At 70.0% G+C, this 20,213-nt stretch carries 17 protein-coding genes and 1 pseudogene; 12 read left to right on the top strand and 6 right to left on the bottom strand.

The genetic code is table 11. The features are described 5' to 3' along the window. Window positions 1–351: pseudogene (locus AWZ10_RS38700) on the top strand (AfsR/SARP family transcriptional regulator); the annotation flags it as partial. Here the strand turns inward: AWZ10_RS38700 and AWZ10_RS51925 are convergent. Continuing rightward, entirely contained in the window at window positions 332–553 is a 222-nt protein-coding gene (locus tag AWZ10_RS51925) for a hypothetical protein (RefSeq protein WP_159058516.1), read from the bottom strand. The pseudogene AWZ10_RS38700 and the gene AWZ10_RS51925 sit on opposite strands and share 20 nt — an antisense overlap. Before the next feature lie 137 nt (window positions 554–690). Here AWZ10_RS51925 and AWZ10_RS38695 point away from each other — a divergent pair, with 137 nt between their 5' ends. The 4 genes from AWZ10_RS38695 (at window position 691) to AWZ10_RS38680 (ending at window position 8,740) form a co-directional block, all read left to right on the top strand. Further along, window positions 691–1,032, top strand: a complete 342-nt coding sequence (locus tag AWZ10_RS38695) for a hypothetical protein (RefSeq protein ID WP_060893365.1) — start codon at window positions 691–693, stop codon at window positions 1,030–1,032. 336 nt (window positions 1,033–1,368) lie between these two features. Beyond that, window positions 1,369–5,634, top strand: coding sequence for a HAMP domain-containing protein (locus tag AWZ10_RS38690; RefSeq protein WP_046703516.1), 4,266 nt, complete (start codon window positions 1,369–1,371; stop codon window positions 5,632–5,634). Between the two features lie 76 nt (window positions 5,635–5,710). Next, window positions 5,711–8,230, top strand: a complete 2,520-nt coding sequence (locus AWZ10_RS38685) for a SpoIIE family protein phosphatase (protein WP_046703515.1) — start codon at window positions 5,711–5,713, stop codon at window positions 8,228–8,230. 93 nt (window positions 8,231–8,323) lie between these two features. Next, window positions 8,324–8,740, top strand: a complete 417-nt coding sequence (locus AWZ10_RS38680) for an ATP-binding protein (protein WP_107084467.1) — start codon at window positions 8,324–8,326, stop codon at window positions 8,738–8,740. Between the two features lie 121 nt (window positions 8,741–8,861). On the opposite strand, the gene AWZ10_RS38675 is transcribed toward AWZ10_RS38680, so the two are convergent. Then, the gene (locus AWZ10_RS38675) at window positions 8,862–9,713 is read right to left on the bottom strand and encodes an RNA polymerase sigma factor SigF (protein ID WP_046703514.1); all 852 of its coding nucleotides are present in this window, start codon (window positions 9,711–9,713) and stop codon (window positions 8,862–8,864) included. A 287-nt stretch (window positions 9,714–10,000) separates the two neighbouring features. On the opposite strand from AWZ10_RS38675, the gene AWZ10_RS38670 reads away from it, so the two are divergent. Continuing rightward, window positions 10,001–10,360, top strand: coding sequence for a hypothetical protein (locus AWZ10_RS38670; protein WP_234360937.1), 360 nt, complete (start codon window positions 10,001–10,003; stop codon window positions 10,358–10,360). Further along, window positions 10,357–11,286 carry a sensor histidine kinase gene (locus AWZ10_RS38665; protein WP_046703513.1) on the top strand — a complete coding sequence of 310 codons (930 nt, stop codon included), beginning with the start codon at window positions 10,357–10,359 and terminating at the stop codon, window positions 11,284–11,286. The genes AWZ10_RS38670 and AWZ10_RS38665 overlap by 4 nt, the downstream gene beginning before the upstream one ends. 215 nt (window positions 11,287–11,501) lie before the next feature. Here the strand turns inward: AWZ10_RS38665 and AWZ10_RS38660 are convergent, their stop codons facing one another. After that, a complete protein-coding gene (locus tag AWZ10_RS38660) occupies window positions 11,502–12,242 on the bottom strand; it encodes a restriction endonuclease (RefSeq protein WP_244172696.1) in 741 nt (246 codons plus the stop codon). 232 nt (window positions 12,243–12,474) lie between these two features. Between AWZ10_RS38660 and AWZ10_RS38655 the strand changes: the two genes are divergently transcribed. Next, window positions 12,475–13,626: a hypothetical protein gene (locus tag AWZ10_RS38655; protein WP_060893363.1), complete on the top strand. Its 1,152-nt coding sequence runs from the start codon at window positions 12,475–12,477 to the stop codon at window positions 13,624–13,626. A gap of 232 nt (window positions 13,627–13,858) precedes the next feature. On the opposite strand, the gene AWZ10_RS38650 is transcribed toward AWZ10_RS38655, so the two are convergent. Further along, complete coding sequence (locus AWZ10_RS38650; RefSeq protein ID WP_060893362.1) at window positions 13,859–14,998, bottom strand: hypothetical protein; 1,140 nt, start codon at window positions 14,996–14,998, stop codon at window positions 13,859–13,861. Between the two features lie 247 nt (window positions 14,999–15,245). Between AWZ10_RS38650 and AWZ10_RS38645 the strand changes: the two genes are divergently transcribed. Beyond that, the gene (locus tag AWZ10_RS38645) at window positions 15,246–15,884 is read left to right on the top strand and encodes a dihydrofolate reductase family protein (protein ID WP_046703509.1); all 639 of its coding nucleotides are present in this window, start codon (window positions 15,246–15,248) and stop codon (window positions 15,882–15,884) included. 148 nt (window positions 15,885–16,032) lie between these two features. Then, window positions 16,033–17,376, top strand: a complete 1,344-nt coding sequence (locus tag AWZ10_RS38640; RefSeq protein WP_060893361.1) for an outer membrane protein assembly factor BamB family protein — start codon at window positions 16,033–16,035, stop codon at window positions 17,374–17,376. Window positions 17,377–17,538: 162 nt separating this feature from the next. Here AWZ10_RS38640 and AWZ10_RS38635 read toward each other — a convergent pair whose 3' ends face one another. After that, window positions 17,539–18,141 carry a sugar O-acetyltransferase gene (locus AWZ10_RS38635; protein WP_046703507.1) on the bottom strand — a complete coding sequence of 201 codons (603 nt, stop codon included), beginning with the start codon at window positions 18,139–18,141 and terminating at the stop codon, window positions 17,539–17,541. Between the two features lie 190 nt (window positions 18,142–18,331). Then, window positions 18,332–18,571: a hypothetical protein gene (locus AWZ10_RS38630; RefSeq protein ID WP_060893360.1), complete on the bottom strand. Its 240-nt coding sequence runs from the start codon at window positions 18,569–18,571 to the stop codon at window positions 18,332–18,334. 67 nt (window positions 18,572–18,638) lie between these two features. Between AWZ10_RS38630 and AWZ10_RS38625 the strand changes: the two genes are divergently transcribed. After that, window positions 18,639–18,971, top strand: a complete 333-nt coding sequence (locus AWZ10_RS38625) for a cupin domain-containing protein (RefSeq protein ID WP_060893359.1) — start codon at window positions 18,639–18,641, stop codon at window positions 18,969–18,971. Window positions 18,972–19,231: 260 nt separating this feature from the next. Beyond that, entirely contained in the window at window positions 19,232–20,071 is an 840-nt protein-coding gene (locus AWZ10_RS38620) for an aldo/keto reductase (RefSeq protein ID WP_046703504.1), read from the top strand. Window positions 20,072–20,213: the final 142 nt, after the last annotated feature.

Here is a 20,213-nt window from a genome sequence, read left to right as displayed (position 1 = left end):
CCCGGGGCCGGCACGGCCTTCGCCGACGAGGCGGCGGCACTCGCCTGGGCCGACACGGAAGCGGCGAACCTGCTCTTCCTGGCCGGCTCCGGCGCGCACGGGCCCCTGGGGACGACCCGCACCCTGGACCTGATCCACGTCTTGTTCCCCTACCTGCACGACCGTGGCCGGGTACGGGATCTCGAACGTCGGACACGTCATGCCGCCACCCTCGCCAGGTCCAGCGGCGACGCCGCGTCCGAGGCACGGGCGCTCGGCCACCTCGCCTCCGCGCGCTACTCGGCCGGACGCGTCCGGCAGGCGCTGCACCTCCTTGACGAGGCCGTCGAGCTCAGTGAGCACCCTCCGTGACGACGTGGACCGGATGCGTCACCTCGGCAACCGGGCCGCGCTGCTGAAGGAACTCGGCCGCGACGCCGACGCGCGGGCGGCCCTGGCATGGTGTCTCGCCCTGCGCCCCGACCCCCTGACGACCGCCGAGGAAGCGATCCTTGCCGGGCACCAGGGATACGTCGCCGAACTCACCGACCCGCGCACGGCCCTCGTGTTCCACCGGCGCAGCCGGGGCCTGGCCCGGGAGGCTGGGAGCGCCGTGATCGAGCAGGCGCCCTGTGCAACACCGGCCGTGCCCACCTGGTCCTCGGTGAGCCCGCCCGAGCCCTGCGGAGCTTCGACGAGGCACTGCGCGTCATGGCCTCCGGCGCGGCCCACTGGAACGCGGAGCGGGAGACGCGCCTCGGCCGCGCCCAGGCCCTGCGGGCGCTCGGCCGCCTCGCACCAGCCCGGGAGGCGTGCGGGACGCTGCTCGACGAGACCGCCGCACGCGGCGACTCCTACGGGCGGGGCCTCGCCGAATACGAGTACGGTCACGTCCTGAGGGTGCTCGGCGACGAGCGGGCGGCCATGACCCGATGGCACAGCGCGCTGACCGCCCTGGACAGCACGGACGCGCCGATCCTCGCGGAGCCGCGCGCCCTGACGGCGGCGGTGACGCCGACATGGGGAGGGATCGGGGAAATGCCGGGAGGCTGAAAGCCGTCGGCGGGGGATCTCACCCGCCTTCCCGGGTGTCCCGCGAGGCACTGTGGAACGGCGTCGGCGGACCGTCTGGAACGGCGGCGGCGAACCCTGCCGAGTACCCCGGGGCCGGTCGTGCATTCCGCTCCGGGCGGTATCTTTTCGGGGCGGTCGGGATCTCCGCGGCAGGCTTTGGTTGTCGGACGACAACTGCGTTAACCTTCACCGGATTTTCTCATCCGGCCGATCCGTGAACTGCGGAAATACGGTCGGTGAGCGGGCCTTTGAAGGCCCGGCGCGGGTTCCGAGTCCTCGGTGCGAGGGCTCTTGGGGAGCGGAACGAGGGTGCGCATGAGCAGCAAGACGATCGAGGCCGTCGACCGGGCCCCGGGCGAGCAGGAGCTACGGCAGCTCCTGGCCGGGCTGACCGCCGTGCGGGACGGTGACTTCGGTACCCGGCTGCCGTCCGACGGCGAGGGCCTGCTCGGTGACATCGCCACCGTGTTCAACGGCATGGTCGACCAGCTGTCCGTGTTCACGTCGGAAGTCACGCGGGTCGCGCGGGAGGTGGGCACCGAGGGCACGCTCGGCGGTCAGGCCGAGGTGCCGGGGGTCTCGGGTACCTGGGCCGATCTGACCGATTCGGTCAACGCCATGGCGGGCAATCTGACCACACAGGTGCGCGACATCGCGCAGGTGGCGACCGCGGTGGCCAAGGGCGACCTGTCACAGAAGATCGATGTGCCCGCGCGTGGCGAGATCCTGCAGCTGAAGGAGACCGTCAACACGATGGTCGACCAGCTCTCCGCCTTCGCCGACGAGGTCACGCGCGTCGCCCGCGAGGTCGGCAGCGAGGGCCGGCTCGGCGGACAGGCCCAGGTGCCCGGGGTGGGCGGCGTCTGGCGTGACCTGACCGATTCGGTCAACTTCATGGCGGGCAACCTCACTTCCCAGGTCCGCAACGTCGCCCAGGTGACCACGGCGGTGGCTCAGGGTGATCTGTCGCAGAAGATCACTGTGGATGCCCGTGGTGAGATTCTGGAGTTGAAGAACACCATCAACACGATGGTGGATCAGTTGTCCGGTTTCGCCGACGAGGTCACGCGCGTCGCCCGCGAGGTCGGCACCGAGGGGCGACTCGGCGGACAGGCGGACGTCAAGGGCGTGAAGGGCACCTGGCGCGACCTCACGGACTCCGTGAACTTCATGGCGGGCAACCTCACCGCGCAGGTCCGCAATGTCGCCCAGGTGGCCACGGCGGTGGCTCAGGGTGATCTGTCGCAGAAGATCACTGTGGATGCCCGTGGTGAGATTTTGGAGTTGAAGAACACCATCAACACGATGGTGGATCAGTTGTCCGGTTTCGCCGACGAGGTCACGCGCGTCGCCCGCGAGGTCGGCACCGAGGGCAATCTGGGCGGACAGGCGATCGTCCGGGGCGCGTCGGGGACCTGGAAGGACCTGACCGACAACGTCAATGTGATGGCGTCGAACCTGACCGGCCAGGTCCGCTCGATCGCCCAGGTCGCCACGGCCGTCGCGCGCGGCGACCTGTCCCAGAAGATCACGGTCGAGGCGAAGGGCGAGGTCGCGGCCCTGGCGGACGTCATCAACACCATGGTCGACACGCTCTCCGCGTTCGCGGACGAGGTCACCCGCGTCGCCCGTGAGGTCGGCACCGAGGGACGCCTCGGAGGCCAGGCGCACGTGCCGAACGTCGCGGGCACGTGGAAGGACCTGACCGACAACGTCAACTCGATGGCCAACAACCTCACCGGCCAGGTCCGCAACATCGCCCTGGTGACGACGGCGGTGGCAGGCGGCGACCTGTCGAAGAAGATCGACGTCGACGCCCGCGGCGAGATCCTGGAGCTGAAGACCACCATCAACACGATGGTCGACCAGCTGTCGTCGTTCGCCGCCGAGGTCACCCGCGTCGCCCGCGAGGTCGGCAGCGAGGGCCGGCTCGGCGGACAGGCCGAGGTCGAGGGCGTCGAAGGCACCTGGAAGAGGCTCACGGAGAACGTCAACGAACTGGCCGGCAACCTCACCCGCCAGGTCCGCGCGATCGCGGAGGTGGCGAGCGCCGTCGCCGAGGGCGACCTGACCCGCTCGATCACCGTGGTGGCGTCCGGCGAGGTCGCCGAACTGAAGGACAACATCAACTCCATGGTGGAGTCCCTGCGGGAGACCACGCGGGCCAACCAGGAGCAGGACTGGCTGAAGACCAACCTCGCCCGGATCTCCGGCCTGATGCAGGGCCACCGCGAGCTGCCCGTCGTCGCCGAACTCATCATGGACGAGCTCGCGCCACTGGCCTCCGCTCAGTACGGCGCCTTCTACCTCGCCGAGGACACCGAGCGCGGACCCGAGCTGCGGCTGGTGGGCTCGTACGGCTATCCCGACGACACCGACCGGCCCCAGCGCATCCCCGTCGGGCGCTCGCTGGTCGGGCAGGCCGCGCGCAACCGCCGCCCCATCAGCGTGGAGGAGCTGCCGCCGGGCTACGTGACCATCTCCTCCGGGCTCGGGCAGGCCGTGCCCAGCGCCCTGGTGGTGCTGCCCATCGTGGTCGAGGACCAGGTCCTCGGTGTCATCGAGCTGGGCTCCGTCACTTCCTTCACCCAGATCCACCAGGACTTCCTCTCCCAGCTGATGCCGACCATCGGCGTCAACCTCAACACCATCGTGGCCAACGCCCGCACCGACGAGCTGCTGGGGGAGTCCCAGCGGCTGACCGCCGAACTCCAGGCACGTTCGGAGGAGTTGCAGGTGCAGCAGGACGAACTGCAGCGCTCCAACGCCGAACTGGAGGAGAAGGCCTCCCTGCTGGCCTCGCAGAACAGCGACATCGAGGCCAAGAACCTGGAGATCGAGCAGGCACGGCAGGAGCTGGAGACACGCGCCCAGCAGCTGGCCCTGGCATCGAAGTACAAGTCGGAGTTCCTGGCGAACATGAGCCACGAACTGCGCACCCCGCTCAACAGCCTGCTGATCCTGGCCCAGTTGCTGGCGCAGAACCCTTCGCGCAACCTGACGCCCAAGCAGGTCGAGTACGCGGGCATCATCCACTCGGCGGGCTCGGACCTGCTGCAACTGATCAACGACATCCTCGACCTGTCCAAGGTCGAGGCGGGCAAGATGGACGTCACGCCGGAGCGGGTTCCTCTGCGCAAGCTCCTTGAGTACGTCGAGGCGACGTTCCGGCCGATGACGACGCAGAAGAGTCTGGACTTCACGGTGGCCACCGCGCCGGGCACGCCCGCCGACCTGCTCACCGACGACTCCCGGCTGCGCCAGATCCTGCGCAACCTGCTGTCGAACGCGGTGAAGTTCACCGAACAGGGCGGCGTCGCCCTGCGCATCGAACCCGCCGCGGACCTGGAGGTGCCCACGGGCGTCATCCGCGGAGGTCCCGTCGTGGCCTTCAGGGTGAAGGACACCGGTATCGGCATTCCCCAGCAGCAGCTGGAGACGATCTTCGGGGCCTTCCAGCAGGCGGACGGCACGACCAGCCGCAAGTACGGCGGTACCGGCCTCGGCCTGTCGATCACCCGGGAGATCGCCCATCTGCTCGGCGGCGCCGTCACCGTCGACAGCACACCCGGCCAGGGCAGCACCTTCACCCTCTACCTTCCCGTGGCACGCGCCGACTTCGAGGACCTGCTCGACGGCGGCGGCCTGCCCGAACACCCGCACACCACCGGCCGGGAACTCCCGCAGGCCTCCCGGCCGGACGCCGCTTCCCCCACGGCGCCCGAACAGCGCCGACGACGCCTGCTCGTCGTCGAGGACCGCCCCCGCGGACTGCTGACCCTCGTCGCCGAACGCGCGGTCGCGGACCTGCCGCCCGACGACGACCCGCTCGGGACGATCGACATCATCACCGCGATCGGGGCGCAGGAAGCGGCGAGCACGCTGGCCGCCGAACCCTGCCACTGCGTCGTCCTCGAACTCGGCATGCCCGACGACGAGGGCACCCGTCTGCTGGAGGCCATGGAGGGCGACTCGGCGCTGGCCAGCGTGCCCGTGCTCGTGCACACCGGTCATCGCGTGGACCTGGCGCACGAACAGACGTTGCGCTCCCGCGCGGACGGCCGCCCGCTGGACTTCCTCTCCAGCCTGGACGAACTGCGCGAACGGATCACCCTGCACCTGTCCGCCGAGGAGCCGGGGGACGTGCTGTCACTGGTACGCGCCGAGGAGTCCCAGCGCCCGGCCGCGCAGGTCGTCGACGGCGCCTTCCTCGGCCGTACGGTGCTCGTGGTCGACGACGACGCGCGCAACCTCTTCGCGCTGAGCGGGATGCTGGAACTCCATGGCTTCCACGTCCTGCACGCCGAGAACGGCCGCAAGGGCATCGAGATGCTGCTCGCTCATCCGGACATCTCGCTGGTCCTGATGGACGTGATGATGCCGGAGATGGACGGCTACAGCGCCACCACGGAGATCCGGTCGATGCCCCAGTACGCCGATCTGCCCATCATCGCCGTCACCGCGAAGGCCATGCCCGGCGACCAGGAGAAGAGCCTCGCGTCGGGTGCGAACGACTACGTCACCAAGCCCGTCGACACCAACGACCTCATCGGCCGCGTCCGACGCTGGCTGTCCGTATGACGGGGAGCCACGCCGCCCCGCGTACCAGCCGACCGCGTGGTGTCCCCGGACACCCGAGCCGAGGAACAGGTCGAACGTGAGCAATGCCCACCAGCCGGACGGGCCGCAGGACGCCGGCGCGCCGACGGACGAGTCGGCCGTCGACGACCCGACGGCGGACAACGGCCCGCATTCCGACGATCCACCCGACACGATGTCCGTCGCCCCGGGCGACGGGCCGGCCGCGGCCGACCCGGCGGAAGCAGACGGGAAGGAGCAGCCTTCCCCCGTCGGCCGACTCGCGGCGACCGTGAAGCGACTGCGCAGCGAGGTGCAGGCGGCCCATGCGGAAGCGGACGGGCGTGCCCTGATCGAGCTGGCCAAGGGCATCCTCGTCGAGCGGCTCGGGTGCGGGCCGTCGCAGGCGGCACGGCAGCTCGCCGAGCTGACCGAGCAAGCGGGCGTGACACCCCTCGAATTCGCCGTCGACGTCATCAACCAGGCCGCGCGCGACCGGCTCTCCGAAGTGACGACCGCCTTTCTCGCGCTCACGGCGGGCCGCGCCGACGACTCGTCGGGGGGCGGCTCCATGGCCGTACGGATGAGGACCGCCGAGAGCGGCGCGCTGGCCGCCGACGACGCCCAGGCCGTGGCCGACTCCCTGCTGGAACACGCTCTGACGCCGCTCGGCGCGGAAGCGGTCGCCATCTGGGCGCTGGGCGCCGACGGCTCCCTCACCCTGGCGGGCAGCGCCGGATTCTCGGCCGCGGAGGCGGCACGCTGGCGGTACGTGCCGCCCGGCGTGGTGACGGTGGCCCGCCACGGGCTCGGTGAGCGAACGGGCCAGTGGATCGCCTGCCTGTCGGAGACCGGCCTGCCCTCCATCGGCCGGCACCACCACCCCGACGGCGGCCGGGTCGCCCTACCCGCGGGCACCGGCGGCCGCATCCACGGAGTGCTGGAAATCGTCTGGCCCGCCCCGCTGGAAGCCCAGCCCCCGCAGATCGTCCGTCAGGTCGAGGCACTGGCCGAGCTGTGCGCCCACACGCTGGAGACCTACGCCCCGCACCACCCCGACGGGGACGCGCGTTTCGGGATCCTGCCCGACGTCGCCGAACTGATGGACCTGGCCGACGGCCTGCACGACCCGGCGCTGGTACTCGTCCCGTACCTGGACGCCACCGGGGAACTCGTCGACTTCCGTATCCAGCACGTCAACAGCCGCTTCCTCGACCCGGTCGGCCGTCCGCGAGGCGTCGTCAACGGAGCCCTGCTCCTGGAGACGTATCCGATGGCCGCCGGCGAGGGCGAGCTGTTCGAGCAGGTCGAACGTGTCTACGCCACCGGTGAGCCGTTCCGTGCCCGGCGCATGCGACTCACGGCCCTGCTGGAGGACGTCCCGCTGGCGGCGGTCGCCGACATCAACATCAGCCGACACGGCGGCAGCGTTCTGCTCATCTGGCGCATAGAGGACGAGACGGCCCGGCTGGCGAGCCTGCTGCAGCACGCCCAGAGACTCGGCCGCATCGGCGGTTTCGAGGAGAACCTCGTCACCGGCGAGATCACCTGGAACGGTCAGCTCTACAGCCTCTACGGCAAGCCCTCCGTCAGCGGCCCGGTCCCGCTGGAGGACCTGCCCGCCCATGCCCACCCCGACGACGCCGTCGCCATCGGCAGATTCCTGCGCACCCTGCTGCACCACCGCCGTCCCGCGTCCGCGGCCTTCCGGCTCCAGCGGCCCGACGGCGTGACCCGGCACATCCGCGTGGTGGCCGAGCCGGTCCTCGACTCCGACGGCCGACTGTTCGTGGTCCGGGGCGCCTACCAGGACATCTCCGCCCACCACTGGACGGAGGTCGCCCTCGCCGCCACCCGCGACCAGCTCGCCCACTCCGAGCAGCAGGCGAGCGAACGCAACCGGCTCACCCTCCAGCTCCAGCACGCGATCATGCCCCCGGCACAGGCCCCGCTGGAGGCCCCCGGGCTGCGCGTGGCCGTGCGTTACCGGCCCGCGGAGACGCAGCACCTGGTGGGCGGCGACTGGTACGACGCGGTCGTGCTGCCGTCCGGGCTGGTGCTGCTGTGCGTGGGAGACGTCGCCGGACACGGCATCGAGGCGGCCACCAGCATGGTCGTCCTGCGCAACGCCCTGCGCGGTCTCGCCGTGACCGGGGCCGGCCCGGGGCAGCTGCTGTCCTGGCTCAACATGGTGGCCCACCATCTGACCGGAGCCGTCACCGCCACGGCGGTCTGCGGCCTGTACGACCCCGACCGCCACACCCTGCGCTGGGCCAGGGCGGGCCATCTGCCGCCCGTCCTGGTACGTGCCGGCGAAGCGACGCCGCTGCCCCTGGTCAAGGGGCTGCTGCTCGGCGCCCTGCCCGATGCGGTGTACGAGGAACACGAAGTGCAACTGGCCGTCGACGACACCCTGCTGATGTACACGGACGGCCTGATCGAACGCCGTGACCGGTCCGTGGAGGAGTCACTGGCCCAGCTGCTGACGGCCGCGCGCACGGTCCCGACCACGCTCGACCAGCAGTTGGACCGCCTGCTCACCCACAGCAGGTCCGACACGGACGACGACACCTGCCTCGTGGGCGTCCGGGTGGCCTAGGTCGGGGGAACCGGTCGACGGGACGTCTGCGAACGCGGATGGCGGGCACACGGTGTGTACGAGGCGCGTTCGGACGACAGGACGGGGAAGTCGGTGGCGATCAAGGCGATGGGCTGGGCGCATTCGTTTCCCGTGTCCGGAGGGGTGCGGGCCGGCCGGCAGTGGACACGGAGCCAGTTGGGGTCCCTTCCGTGGACCGCCGCTGAGCCCGAGACGGTGGACGCCGTCGTCCTGACCGTGTCCGAGCTGCTCACCAACGCACATGTCCACGCACACAGCGACGCGCATCTGATCCTCACCTGGGACGGCGAATGCCTACAGGTGAGCGTCCATGACGAGGACCCGGCCCTGCCGCGCCAGCGCGATCCGCAGGCCGGCGAGACCTCCGGCCGTGGCGTGGGCATCGTACGGATGCTCGCCGACGAGCTGGAGATGACGTGCCAGCGGCACGGCAAGACGGTGTCGGCGTGCTTCCGCCCAGCCGGCACGAGCCGGGCGGGCGACAGCTGAGCACCGGCTCGCCTTCCCGCCGATGGTTCCCGCTTACGGCTGGGGTCGTCCCCGCGTACGGGCGTGACAGTTCCTGCGTACAGCCGTGGCCGTACGCAGGAACTGCCCGCTGACGCTTCGTTCAGTGCGTGGTGAGCATGCCCCGGCGCAGGCGGGTCAGGGTCCGAGAGAGCAGGCGGGAGACGTGCATCTGGGAGCAGCCGAGGTGTTCGGCGATCTGGATCTGGGTGAGTTCCTCGACGAACCGCATGTGAATGATCCGCCGGTCGCGTTCGTCCAGTTCGGCGAGGAGCGGGGCCAGGGCGTGGAAGTCCTCGACCAGCTCCATGCCGGCGTCCTCGGCGCCGATGAAGTCCGCGAGCGCCGCCTCCCCGGTCTCGTCACCGTTGATGGCGGCGTCGAGAGAGGAGGAGTTGTAGCCGTTGGCGGCCAGGCGCGCTTCGATGACCTCCTCCTGCGAGAGGTTCATCAGTTCGGCCAGTTCCTTGACCGTCGGTGTGCGGCCGAGACGACTGCTGAGTTCGTCGGTGGCACGGGCCAGTTCGACGCGGGCCTCCTTCAGGCGCCGGGGAACGTGCACCGCCCACGAGGTGTCCCGGAAGAACCGCCTGATCTCGCCGACGATGTAGGGGACGGCGAAGGTGGTGAATTCCACCTCGCGCGAGAGTTCGAACCGGTCGATCGCCTTGATCAGTCCGATCATGCCGACCTGAACGATGTCCTCCATCTCGTCCGCGCCCCGGCTGCGGAACCGGCCGGCCGCATAGCGGACGAGGGAGATGTTCATCTCGATCAGTGTGTTGCGCGCGTACTGGTACTCGCGCGTGCCCTCTTCCAGAACGGCCAGCTGTTCGAAGAACAGCTTCGACAGCGACCGCGCGTCCTTCGGTGCCACCTTCAGCGGATCAGTGACTTCCGGTAGTTGAGCGGTGGTGTGATCGACGCTCGTCCGCAGACTCGTTGTCGCTGTCATCCTTGCTTTCCTCCCTCGCCGGTCGGCCGGCCTGTGCCCGCGGCGCGGTCCGACGGCCAGGCGCCTACCCCGTTTGCCCGCAGCCATGCGTACATGTTCTCGATCGGTTCCGCTCGCTCACCGCCGTGCCCGTCGAGCAGCGGCATCCTCATGGACGAGCAGGCACACGGTCACTCCGCGCACCGGAGGGTTATACGATGAGGTGTCCGTAGCCGTCGTTGCGCAGGCGCGGTGAACGGAGAGACGGGGAAGCGCCGTGCAGCGGCACCTGAAGCAGGGGAGAGAACGTGGACGTCTCCCACGGCGTGGACAGGACGGTTCCGGAGCCGTCGCGTGACGACGCTCTGCTGGAGATTCGCTCGTTGTCCGGTCGCCCCGGTATTCGTGCTGCTGGAGAGATCAATGTGATCACCCGTTCATTCTGGGAACAGGGACTGGAGGATCTGGCGAGCGTCCACACGGATGTCTCCTTCGTGGAACTGGCAGACCTGATGTCCATCGATGTGGGCGGCACGGCGGCGCTGGCGGTCACCGCGCAGCAACTGGGTACCGGCCGCATCGTCGTGGACCGTCCGCCGCCGGAGCTGGAGCGCATTCTGCACATGTTCTGGCCCGGCCTTACTACGATCGAGGTGGCAGGACGATGAGTACGGCCACCAGCAGCGGACCCTTTGTGCACCCCGCGTTGTTCTACCGGGGCAAGGAGCAGTACACCGCGGGCACGGTGCCCTTCCTCGTGGAAGGTCTGGCCGCCGGGGAGGCCGTCGCGGTCGCCGTTCCCGGCCCCAACCTGGAGCTGATCAAGGCCGAGTTGGGAGCGAGCGCCGCTGAGGTCACGTTCCTCGACATGACCCGGGCGGGCCGCAACCCGGGACGGATCATCCCCGGCGTCCTGCGTGCCTTCGCCGACGCCCACCCCGCAGACCGGGTGAGGATCATCGGCGAACCGATCTGGGCCGGTCGCTCGGCCGTGGAGTACCCGGCGTGCGTCCAGCACGAGGCTCTCATCAACGCGGCCTTCCAGGGCCGCGAGGTGACGATCCTGTGCCCGTACGACGCGGAGGGCCTGGAACCGGAGGTGCTCGCCGACGCCCGCGCCACCCATCCCGTCGTCATCGACACCGGCGTCGAACTGAACAGCGACGCCTACGACCCCGAGCGGGTCGTCGCTCACTACAACCAGCCGCTCACGTACCCGCCCGGAGCCGCGTCCCTGTCGTTCGACGCGGAAGCACTCCCGCAGGCCCGCACATTCGCGGTCGGGGAAGCCAAGCAGCTGGGCCTCGCCGAGGACCGGCTGCAGGATCTGACGCTGGCGGTGGCGGAGCTGACCACCAACAGCGTCGTGCACGGCGGTGGATCGGGGACGCTGCGGATCTGGGCCGAGAGCGAGCAGATCGTCTGCGAGGTCCACGACCGCGGCCGGATGACCGATCCGCTGGCGGGTCGCCGGCCACCGGCTCGCGACCAGTTGGGCGGGCGCGGTCTGATGCTCGTCCACTACATCGCCGACCTCGTACGCCTCCACACCGCGCAGGACAGCACCACCATCCGCTTCTACCTGAACCGCTGACGGGCCTGCCCGCGCCGACGGGCTGCCGCTGCTCGCGGCGGTCGGGCAGACGGCATGGCTTCGGGATCAGCAGCCGACTCAGGAGCGGATCAACGGCGGACTCGCCGGGCGTGGCCCGGCAGGCGGCCAAACGCCCGGTTGTGCGTTGCGCTGAAGGGTGAAGAGGCGCCGGCCGGTCCGGCGTGGATCCACTCGGCTCGGCGCCCGTCCTTCGTCTACCTCGCTGCCCGGTCTCCGACAGGGATCTCCCAGGGCTGGGGACCGGTGCCGTCCGTCCACGCCTGGAGGGCTTCCCGGTCCACGCATACGATTCCGTGCTGCTCGGCGTACTCCAGTGCCGGCGCGGTGAAGTCGCCGGTGGTGACCAGCACGGCGACGTCGGCCTCATGGACGGTGAAGCACGTACCGCCGAAGCGCTGCAGGTCCTGGGAGCCGACCCGGTGGGAGTCGCCGTAGTACTTGCACTGGATCACGACACGGCTCCCCTCGGGGGTCACGGCCACGACATCGGCGCCCAGGTCCCCGGCCCCTCCCACGACGTCGACGGCGAAGCAACCGTCGCGTTCGCAGAGGGCGGCGATCGCCTCCTCGAACCCCTCGGGCGTCAGGGCGTCGTAATCGACGGTGACCTCAGCGGCCGGACGCGGACGGGGAATCGACGGATCCCCCAGACAGTCGGCGGCTTCCTTCGCCGCCTCGTCGAGCGCGGTCGCGGCCCGGCGGGCCGCTCTCGCCACGTGCAGCCGGCGCCGCAGGCCCATGAAGCCCGCGACACCCACCACGAACAGGACCAACACCCAGGCGGGACGCCGCTCGACAGCGCCGGCCACGGTGTGGGCCGCGAAGCCCAGCATGCTCACGGCCAGGGCGAGAAGGACGAAGAACACGGCGGTCGAGCGAAGGTCGAACCCTCGCGGGCGGTTCGCAGGCGGTGTACGACGCACGGGTGTGGTCACGGCATGCCCCCTCATGGGACCGATGGGAAGATCACTTTCACCGTGTGCCCAAGATCGAGAACTTCATCGTTCCACTGCCGTACCGGACTCCTCGGCCCTGCCGTCCAGGTCGGACGCCCTGCCTGTTCGGTCGGCCGGGTCGTGTCCCCTTCTCCCGTGCGCTCCGTCGGTAGCCGTGGCAGAGGCGCCTGCTCCTGCCCGGGCGCCTGCCGCCTCATGGGAGGATGCGGCCATGGGGTGGCTGACGGAACGCAGGTGGCGGGCGGTCGAGTTGGTGGCCGCGGTGGGTGCGGCGGTGGCGCTGAGCGCCTGTGGCCCCGGCGCCTTGGGCGAAGGTGGCTCCGCCGAGGGGGGCACCGGCGGCCGGGAGGCGAAGTACAAGCGGGTCATCGAGGACCCCCATCCGCGCCCCGGTGACGTCATCGAGGCGGCCGGCGCACCGAGCGGCGTCACCCGCGCGGGTGACGGCTCGCTGCTGCTGACGTTCGACGCCGGCAACGTCGAGGACGACGAGGGGCCGGCCGCCGCTGCCTGGCGCATCGTCGACCCCGAGGGCCGTACCGTCGCCGAGCACGCGGAACACACGGACGCGGAGGCGGTGCGGACCGCGTTCAAGGGGGTGCACGGGGGCTACGTGCGGGTACCGCCGGGCGACGGGAACGAGGGTGCGTACGCCCTGGATGTACGCGGCAAGCGGCACCGGGTCGTCGTCACCGAGACCCCGTTGCGTTCCCGCCCCGGCGACATCCTGCTCGCCGAACTGGAGCCGACCCTCATCTACCGCCCCGCCACGCGCACCGCGGCGCACCCGGCCGAAGTGCCGGACGACGCCATCAGCTTCGCCGTCGACGAACAGGGCACGATCTGGAGCCTGGGGCAGTCCCTGACCGACGACCCCCACCGGGTCGTGTGGCAGCGCGACGGTCGCACCCTGGGCTCCAAGGCCGTCCCGCAGCCCTACGCGGGGGACAGCATCGCCGCGCGGGGTGGCACCGCGGCGCTGGCCCTCGCCTTGGACGAGGGTGTGCGCGGCCTGTTGGTGACTTCGGACGGCGGCGAGCGCTGGCAGACGGTTCTCGCCGGCGGCATTCCCTGGAAGGACCTGGATCGTGGCCAGGAGTCGCTGGTCCTGGAGGTGCTTGCGGACGGGCGGCTGCTCGTCGGCGAGGAGGGCGGCCGCTACTGGCTCGCCGCCGACCGCACCAACAGCGCCTTCCACGAACTGAAGACACCGGTGACATTCACGTCGCTCACCGTCGACGGCGCGACGCTCTACGGCATCGCGGACGCGACGACGGCGACGTACGACCTGGTGAACGGCGAAGGGCTGTGGACCTCACGCGACGGCGGACGTGAGTGGCAGCGCTACGAGGAGCGCGGGTAGCAGGTGGGCAGCGGTCGCACGGGGGAGCGGGGGAGTGCACGCATTCGCCCGGCTCGCGAACGAGTGCTCGGCTCTGTTCGGTCTGCGGGCTCTGCGTGTCTCTGCTCGTCCTGCGCGTCGACCGGTGACGTCCTGGGCTCGTCCGGCTGTGGCGGCGGCGGGCCGACCGGCTCTTGCCCCCTCGGGAAGCGGGTCGCGCTCGACGAATCCTCGGCTGCCTGCGGTCTCCGGCTCACTGCAGGCGCCATACGCGCAGGGTGTTGTCGGTCTTGGAGACGGTGTACCAAGTGCCGTTGCCAAGTGCCCTTGGCAGACCGGAGACCGGGTAGGGGTACGCGACCTGGTCCGTTAGCCGTATCCGGGGCAGGTCGACGAGCCAGTGCCGGCCCTCCCCGCTCTCCTCGTCGCTTTCGACCGTGCCGGTGATGCCGATGCTCTCGTCGATGAAGCCTCCCTCGTAGTCCCAGAAGGCCTCGACCTCGTCGTCGTTCGCGTCCGCCTCGGGGTGCCCCGGAACGACGTCGACGCTCAGCTCGGCTTCCACGGAACCGTCGGCGACACGGTGCACGGCGAGGATGTCCTGATCGTGGGACACCGTCAGGAGACGGTCTCCGGACGGGCTCACCGCCATGAGAATCCTGTCCTCGTCCCCGAAGTACGAGACGGAGAACGTCCGGCCGTCCCAGCGTCCCCACCGCAGCGGTGCGCCGTCCTGGCCTTCCCCGATGGACAGGCCCATCTGGCTCGGATCCGGGTGCGGTACGTGTACCGACCCGGCAGCGGTTGCCCGCGCATCGGCCCGTGCGAGCACTCGCCCCTGCGCAGCGTCGATGACCAGCCATTCCTCCGCCCAGGGATCGGCCGCTCCCCGTTCCGGGTGTTCCTCGGTCAGAGGCCCGCGGACATGGGCCCAGACCAAGGTTCCGTCCGCCGAGAACCCAGCCGATCCACTGCTCGCATGGCGATGGTCCCTGCTGTCCGCGTACTCGTCGTACGACTCGTGCGTCCCCGTCCCGTGCGTCCCGTGCGGCTCGCGGCCCATGTCGGCCCAGCAGCGGTGCCGAATCTCCCACCGAACCGCTCCGGTCCGGTCCATCGCCCGCAGTGTGTGCACCCCGGTGAAGACCACCAGATCCAGCGTCGGCGCCACCGCGCACCCACCGAACCGGCGTGGCCAGGGCGCCGGGAAGTGGACCTGCACGGCCTCTCCCGACTCGGTGGCCGGCTGATCCAGGTCCCGCACCACCAGCTCGGTGTCGCCGCGCTGTACCAGCAGCCGCTTCCCCGGCCAGTGCTCCACATACGGAGCATCGGTGTCGCCGGAGGCAAGCGGGGCGGCGAGCGTGGCGACGAGACGAGCCGATGCGGTCACGGGTTCTCCGACGGACGAAGGGATCTTGCGGTCACCCTACGAGGAGCCACCGACAACGCGGTCGCCGAGGCCGCACGCGCAGATCGACTGCTGCGGCGGATCGACTGCTGTGGCAGGACGACGGCACCGCCACGCCGCTCCGCTCGCCGGTGAACCTCGCGCACGGCACAGCCGGTGCCGACCGAACTCCGCCACGCGCTTCATGCGTGACCGATGAGTTCGGGCGGCCGATCCGGTCTGCCCTGGTATGACTCGCATCATCGCTGACATCTCGGTCTCCCTCGACGGCTTCGTCACCGGACCCGACCCAGGACCGGACAACGGTCTGGGCACCGGCGGCGAGGCCCTGCACACCTGGGCGTTCTCCGACGACCCCGACGACCGCCGGGTCCTGCGCGAGGCGACCGCCCGCTCGGGCGCCGTCGTCCTCGGCCGTCGGCTCTTCGACGTGGTCGACGGGCCGAACGGCTGGGACGACACGACCGGCTACGGCGCCGGCGAGGTAGGCAAACCCGCGTTCGTCGTCGTGACGAGATCACCACCGGAGTCGGTGCGGCTCACCGGCCTCGACTGGACGTTCGTCACCACGGGGCTGTCCGACGCCGTCACCGCCGCGCGTGAGCGCGCCGAAGCGGCGTCGTCGGAGAGCGGCACGGACCTCGACGTGGTCCTCATGGGCGGCGGCGCCACGATCGGCTCGGCGCTCGACGCCGGCCTGGTCGACGTGCTGACGCTGCACCTTGCCCCCGCCGTGCTGGGCGCCGGCACACCACTGTTCACCGGGGGAGCGCCGCGCACGCTGGTACAGCGGAGTGTGACCTCGACATCGACCGCGACGCACCTGACCTACGACGTCCACTCGACGGCGACCGCGTCCTTCATGTAATAACCGGCGGCTTACTTGCCTGTCGGGCCGCACAGGGGAGAGGATTCTTCATCCGTCGGGTCGTGGTGATCAGGGCGGTTGCCGTCGGGGGGCTGCGATGATTCGTGCGGGACTGGCTGGGCGGATGGATCGCACGGAGTGGCGGAGGTTGGCAGGCCTCACCCTGATGGCCGTCAGCGCGGCGATCATGCTGCTCGTTCCATTGGCGCGATGGTATGCGCAGTCGGAGTCCTCAAGTCCATCGGAGGCATCCGAGCCGTCGAACGCGAAGCGCGACCTGGTGACCGGCGCGCAGGGCGCGCTTCCCGTCGCGTTCGGAACGCGGGCGCCGACCGCGCCCGACCATGTCACCCGTCCTACGACGACCAACGAGGCCATGGTGCATGGACTGGGCATACGGTCGACGGACACCGGTGTGCGGGCGGTGAACCTGCGGACCGGCAAGCAGTACTGGCGTTACGAGCGCCGGAGCAAGGACATTTGGGACACGTGGTTCAAGGCGTCGGAACGCACCGTGGTTGTCTGGTTCTCCGACGGGGGAATCACCGCCGTGGACCTTCGGACGGGCAAGCCACTGTGGCACACGCGGATACCGGGTGCCGTGAGTGATCGGACCAGGCTCGGGCAGGTCGTCGGCGGTCAGGTCGTCACCGAAGTGCCGGGCGGGGTACGCGCCTTCGCCGAGCGCGATGGCCGGACCCTGTGGACGGTTCGGCCGCACCTTTCGGGCGGGTCGTGCGACGAGACGCCCGTCAAGGCGGTGTATGAGTTTCCGGATCGCCTGAGCGCCGTTCTGGTGAGCTGCGACACGCTGACCACCAAGAAGCAGCGCATCGATCCAGACGATTTCTCGCCGGAGATCGAGGTCGACGTCGACAAAAGCTTCGGCATTCTGCTCGGCATCGACAACCGCAGCGGCGACGCCCTCTGGCAGCAACGCTCCAGCGCGGACGACCTCCTCAAGGGCGACGAGAACACACTGGTGGCCCTTGACCCGTACCAGCCCACGCAGCGCATCGACCTGCTCGACGTGAACCGTTCGGGCGCATCTCGACGCGCCGAACTCTCCGTGAAGGAGAACTGGCTGAGCGCCGCCGGCGATGGCGTCGTGGTGTCGCCCATCGACCCCGAGTTCTACGCTTTCGACGCGAACACTCTCCTGAGCGGCTACGACACGCAGGACGGACACCTGCTCTGGAAGCTGCGCGCTCCGTCCCGCCAGGCGTACGGCGTTCCCGTGATCGCCGACGGCCGCTTGTACGTCGTGCGCCAGACGGACTTCGCATATGTGGACGCCGACACCCTGACCGACGCCGACCTCCTCGTCCTCGACGCACACACCGGACGCCTGCTCCACACCCTGCGGCTGCCGGCCCTGACCACCCCCAAGAAGGTCGACTCCAGCACCGTCCTCGACCTCCACGTCGCCGACGGGGCCATCGGCGTCCGCTGGCAGACCGAAGAGAAGGACCTGCTGGTCATCACCGACTGAACCCTTCAACCAGCCGGCCGGCTGCGGACACCCGCGCCGCCGGGGGGCGCACGTCCGGAGAGAGCGGCACTCCGTACCGGCTGCGCGGGATCGACCGGGCCCATGCGAACGAAGATCGGAACCCCGACCCCTACAGGCAGCGCACTACCGTCGAGCAGTGCATCAACTGCCGGCCGTACGGGTGGTGAGGTCCTCGTCCGTGATATCGCGGACCACCCGGCAGGGTGTTCCGATCGCGACGGTCATCGGGGGAATGCTGCGGCTGACGACGCTGCCTGCGCCGATGACCGACCCGTATCCGATACGGACGCCGGGCAGGACCACCGCGTTGCTGCCGATCCACACCTTGTCCTCGATCACGATCGGTTCGGAGAACCGTCCGAAGTCAGCACGCCGCGAGGGATGCACCGGGTGTCCCGTCGTGCTCAGTGTCACGCTGGGAGCGATCATGACATCGTTGCCTATGCGGATGTCCACGTCGTCGACGAACGTCAGGTTCACGTTCCCGAAGAAGTCGTCGCCGATATGGACGTTGCTGCCGAACCCGGCGTGGAACGGCGGCAGCAGTACCGTGCGTTCACCGACCGAGCCGAGGATCGCGACGAGCAGCGAGCGACGCTTCTCCGTTTCGCCCGGTGGTGTGTGGTTGTACTCGAAGATCTGCTCCGTGCGGCGCCGAGGGGCCTGAAAGGCAGCTTCCGACTCGGTGTAGACGAGACCCTTGGTGATCCGGGCCAGGACTTCCGCTTCGTGAGAATCCGTCACAACGGGACGTTCCCTTCGTCGAATTGCTCGGGCACAGGCCCGACGCGTCTCCGGTCAACCGCGCGCCCTGAGCCTATGTGCGCCGCGAGGACTCGCCTCGCCTAGTCACCGTGAAGTGATTTCGCGACGTGATCGATCGGAAGTCGTCTTCGGCTCATGTCCTGTCCGGCGCCGGTGACGCGGTGGTGGGTCATCCGGTGGCGGTGGCCAGTGGGCGATCTCCGGGCAATCGAGAGAGGCAGTCGGCCAGGTCCGGCGTGGTGGCGCCGACGCGTTCTCCGTCGATGTCGTCCGGCTCGCGGATCAAGCCCGCGTCCACGGCAGTTCGTACGCCGTCCCGGACGAGCTGCAGCCATCCGGCGTAGGTGGCGACGGGCTCCGCGCCCATTTCCTCGATGCGCAGGGCCGCGCGCCCGTACGGCACGTGCACGTCCGCACCGTATACCTCGTGATCGAATGTGGCTGACAGATCTTGGATCCCGAGGGACGGAGTCGTGATGGACCGTTGCGTCAACGCACACGAGGTCGAACTCGCCCCGCTGCCGCTGGACGAGCACGACGTCCTCGCCGGAAGCCCGGTGGCAGCCGCGAAGACTCTCGGCCAGCTCGGGGGCACGGAATTCGGACTGTGGACGTTGACGGTCGGCACGGTCCGCGACGTCGAGGCCGACGAGGTCTTCGTGGTGGTCGAGGGAGACGCGACCCTGCGCTTCGAGAGCGGCGAGAGCATCGAGCTGACCCCCGGCGCCGTCGTCCGCCTGCACGCAGGTGAGCGGACCGAGTGGGAGGTCCGCTCAGCCCTGCGAAAGGTCTACGTGGCCGGTGGCTGAGACGCCGTCGATGCACCGAATGGATGCTGAGGGCGTCGGTGCGGAGGGCCGTGACCGCTTCTGCGGCGACGGTCGGGGGGCGTGGCCGGGCGTAGTGAAGCCTGGATGAGGGTCGCCATGCCGGCCCGGTACGCGTATCCAGAGGGCCTGTCCGCTTGTCTGCTTGTCCGGGCAGGTCGGCCGATCTGGGCCGGGGGGCCGATATCGTGGCCAACTGGGCTGTTGGCGTTGCCCCTTGAGCGAGGGGGAGAAGGCAGCACGTGACATCGACTGCGTTTCGTATCGGCGGGGATCTGAAGGTACGGCGTCTCGGGTTCGGGGGCATGCACTTGCCGACGGAGCCGGGCCCGGCCCGTGAGGCCTCTCTGGCGGTCGCCCGACGGGCCGTCGAGCTGGGCGTCACTCTGATCGACACCGCGCACCTGTATGGCGGGGGAGCCAACGAGGAGCTGCTGGCCGAGGCCCTGCACCCTTACCCGGATGGGCTGTTGATCACCACCAAGGTCGGCGTCGCCCGATCGGGCCCGTCGGGGGAGTGGAAGCTCGACGGGAGGCCGGCTGTTCTGCGGGAGCAGGTCGAGCAGGCTCTGCGCCGACTGCGGGTCGAGCGGATCGAACTGCTTCAGCTGCACCGAATCGATCCGCAGACGCCGCTCGCCGACCAGCTCGGCACGCTGCGGGACCTGCGGACCGAGGGCAAGATCGGCCGGATCGGGCTGTCCGAGGTCACCGTCGAAGAGATCGCGGAGGCACGGGAGGTCGTCGACGTCGCGAGTGTGCAGAACCGCTACAACCTGCTCGACCGCGAGCACGAGCCCGTCCTCGTGGCGTGCGAAGCGGCAGGGATCGCGTTCCTGCCGTGGCGTCCCGTGGCCTGGGGGGACTCGGGGGCGCGGGCCGAGGTCGCCGCCGTGGCGGCCGAGGCCGACGCCACCCCCACGCAGGTGGCGCTCGCCTGGCTCCTCGGCCACTCACCGGTCATCCTCCCCATCCCGGGCACCGCGCGGGTCGACCACCTGGAGGAGAACCTCGCCGCGGAACGCCTCCGTCTGACCCCGGCCCACCGCGACCGCCTCGACCGCCTGACCCCGTCGCCATAGGACTCTGCCACTTCGGTCATGACCGGAGTCGGACTCTCTGGTCCCTTCACCGGCTGATCCGGCGTGGAACCGCCACCGCGACGAGCTTGCCCGGGTTGCGGATGGCGTAGAAATCATGCCCTCAGGACACCGCCGACGGCCG

The organism is Streptomyces europaeiscabiei (assembly GCF_001550375.1).
In the GTDB taxonomy this organism is placed as follows: domain Bacteria; phylum Actinomycetota; class Actinomycetes; order Streptomycetales; family Streptomycetaceae; genus Streptomyces; species Streptomyces europaeiscabiei.
Note: the sequence above shows the minus strand (reverse complement) of the source record. Positions and strands in the feature narration are given on the sequence as shown.

Excerpts from the sequence above, each read along its gene's own strand:
- AWZ10_RS38645 (WP_046703509.1), top strand. The coding sequence starts at position 15,246 with ATGACTCGCATCATCGCTGACATCTCGGTCTCCCTCGACGGCTTCGTC.
- AWZ10_RS38675 (WP_046703514.1), bottom strand. The coding sequence starts at position 9,713 with ATGACAGCGACAACGAGTCTGCGGACGAGCGTCGATCACACCACCGCT.
- AWZ10_RS38690 (WP_046703516.1), top strand. The coding sequence starts at position 1,369 with ATGAGCAGCAAGACGATCGAGGCCGTCGACCGGGCCCCGGGCGAGCAG.
- AWZ10_RS38625 (WP_060893359.1), top strand. The coding sequence starts at position 18,639 with ATGGACCGTTGCGTCAACGCACACGAGGTCGAACTCGCCCCGCTGCCG.
- AWZ10_RS38695 (WP_060893365.1), top strand. The coding sequence starts at position 691 with ATGGCCTCCGGCGCGGCCCACTGGAACGCGGAGCGGGAGACGCGCCTC.
- AWZ10_RS38665 (WP_046703513.1), top strand. The coding sequence starts at position 10,357 with ATGAGTACGGCCACCAGCAGCGGACCCTTTGTGCACCCCGCGTTGTTC.
- AWZ10_RS38655 (WP_060893363.1), top strand. The coding sequence starts at position 12,475 with ATGGGGTGGCTGACGGAACGCAGGTGGCGGGCGGTCGAGTTGGTGGCC.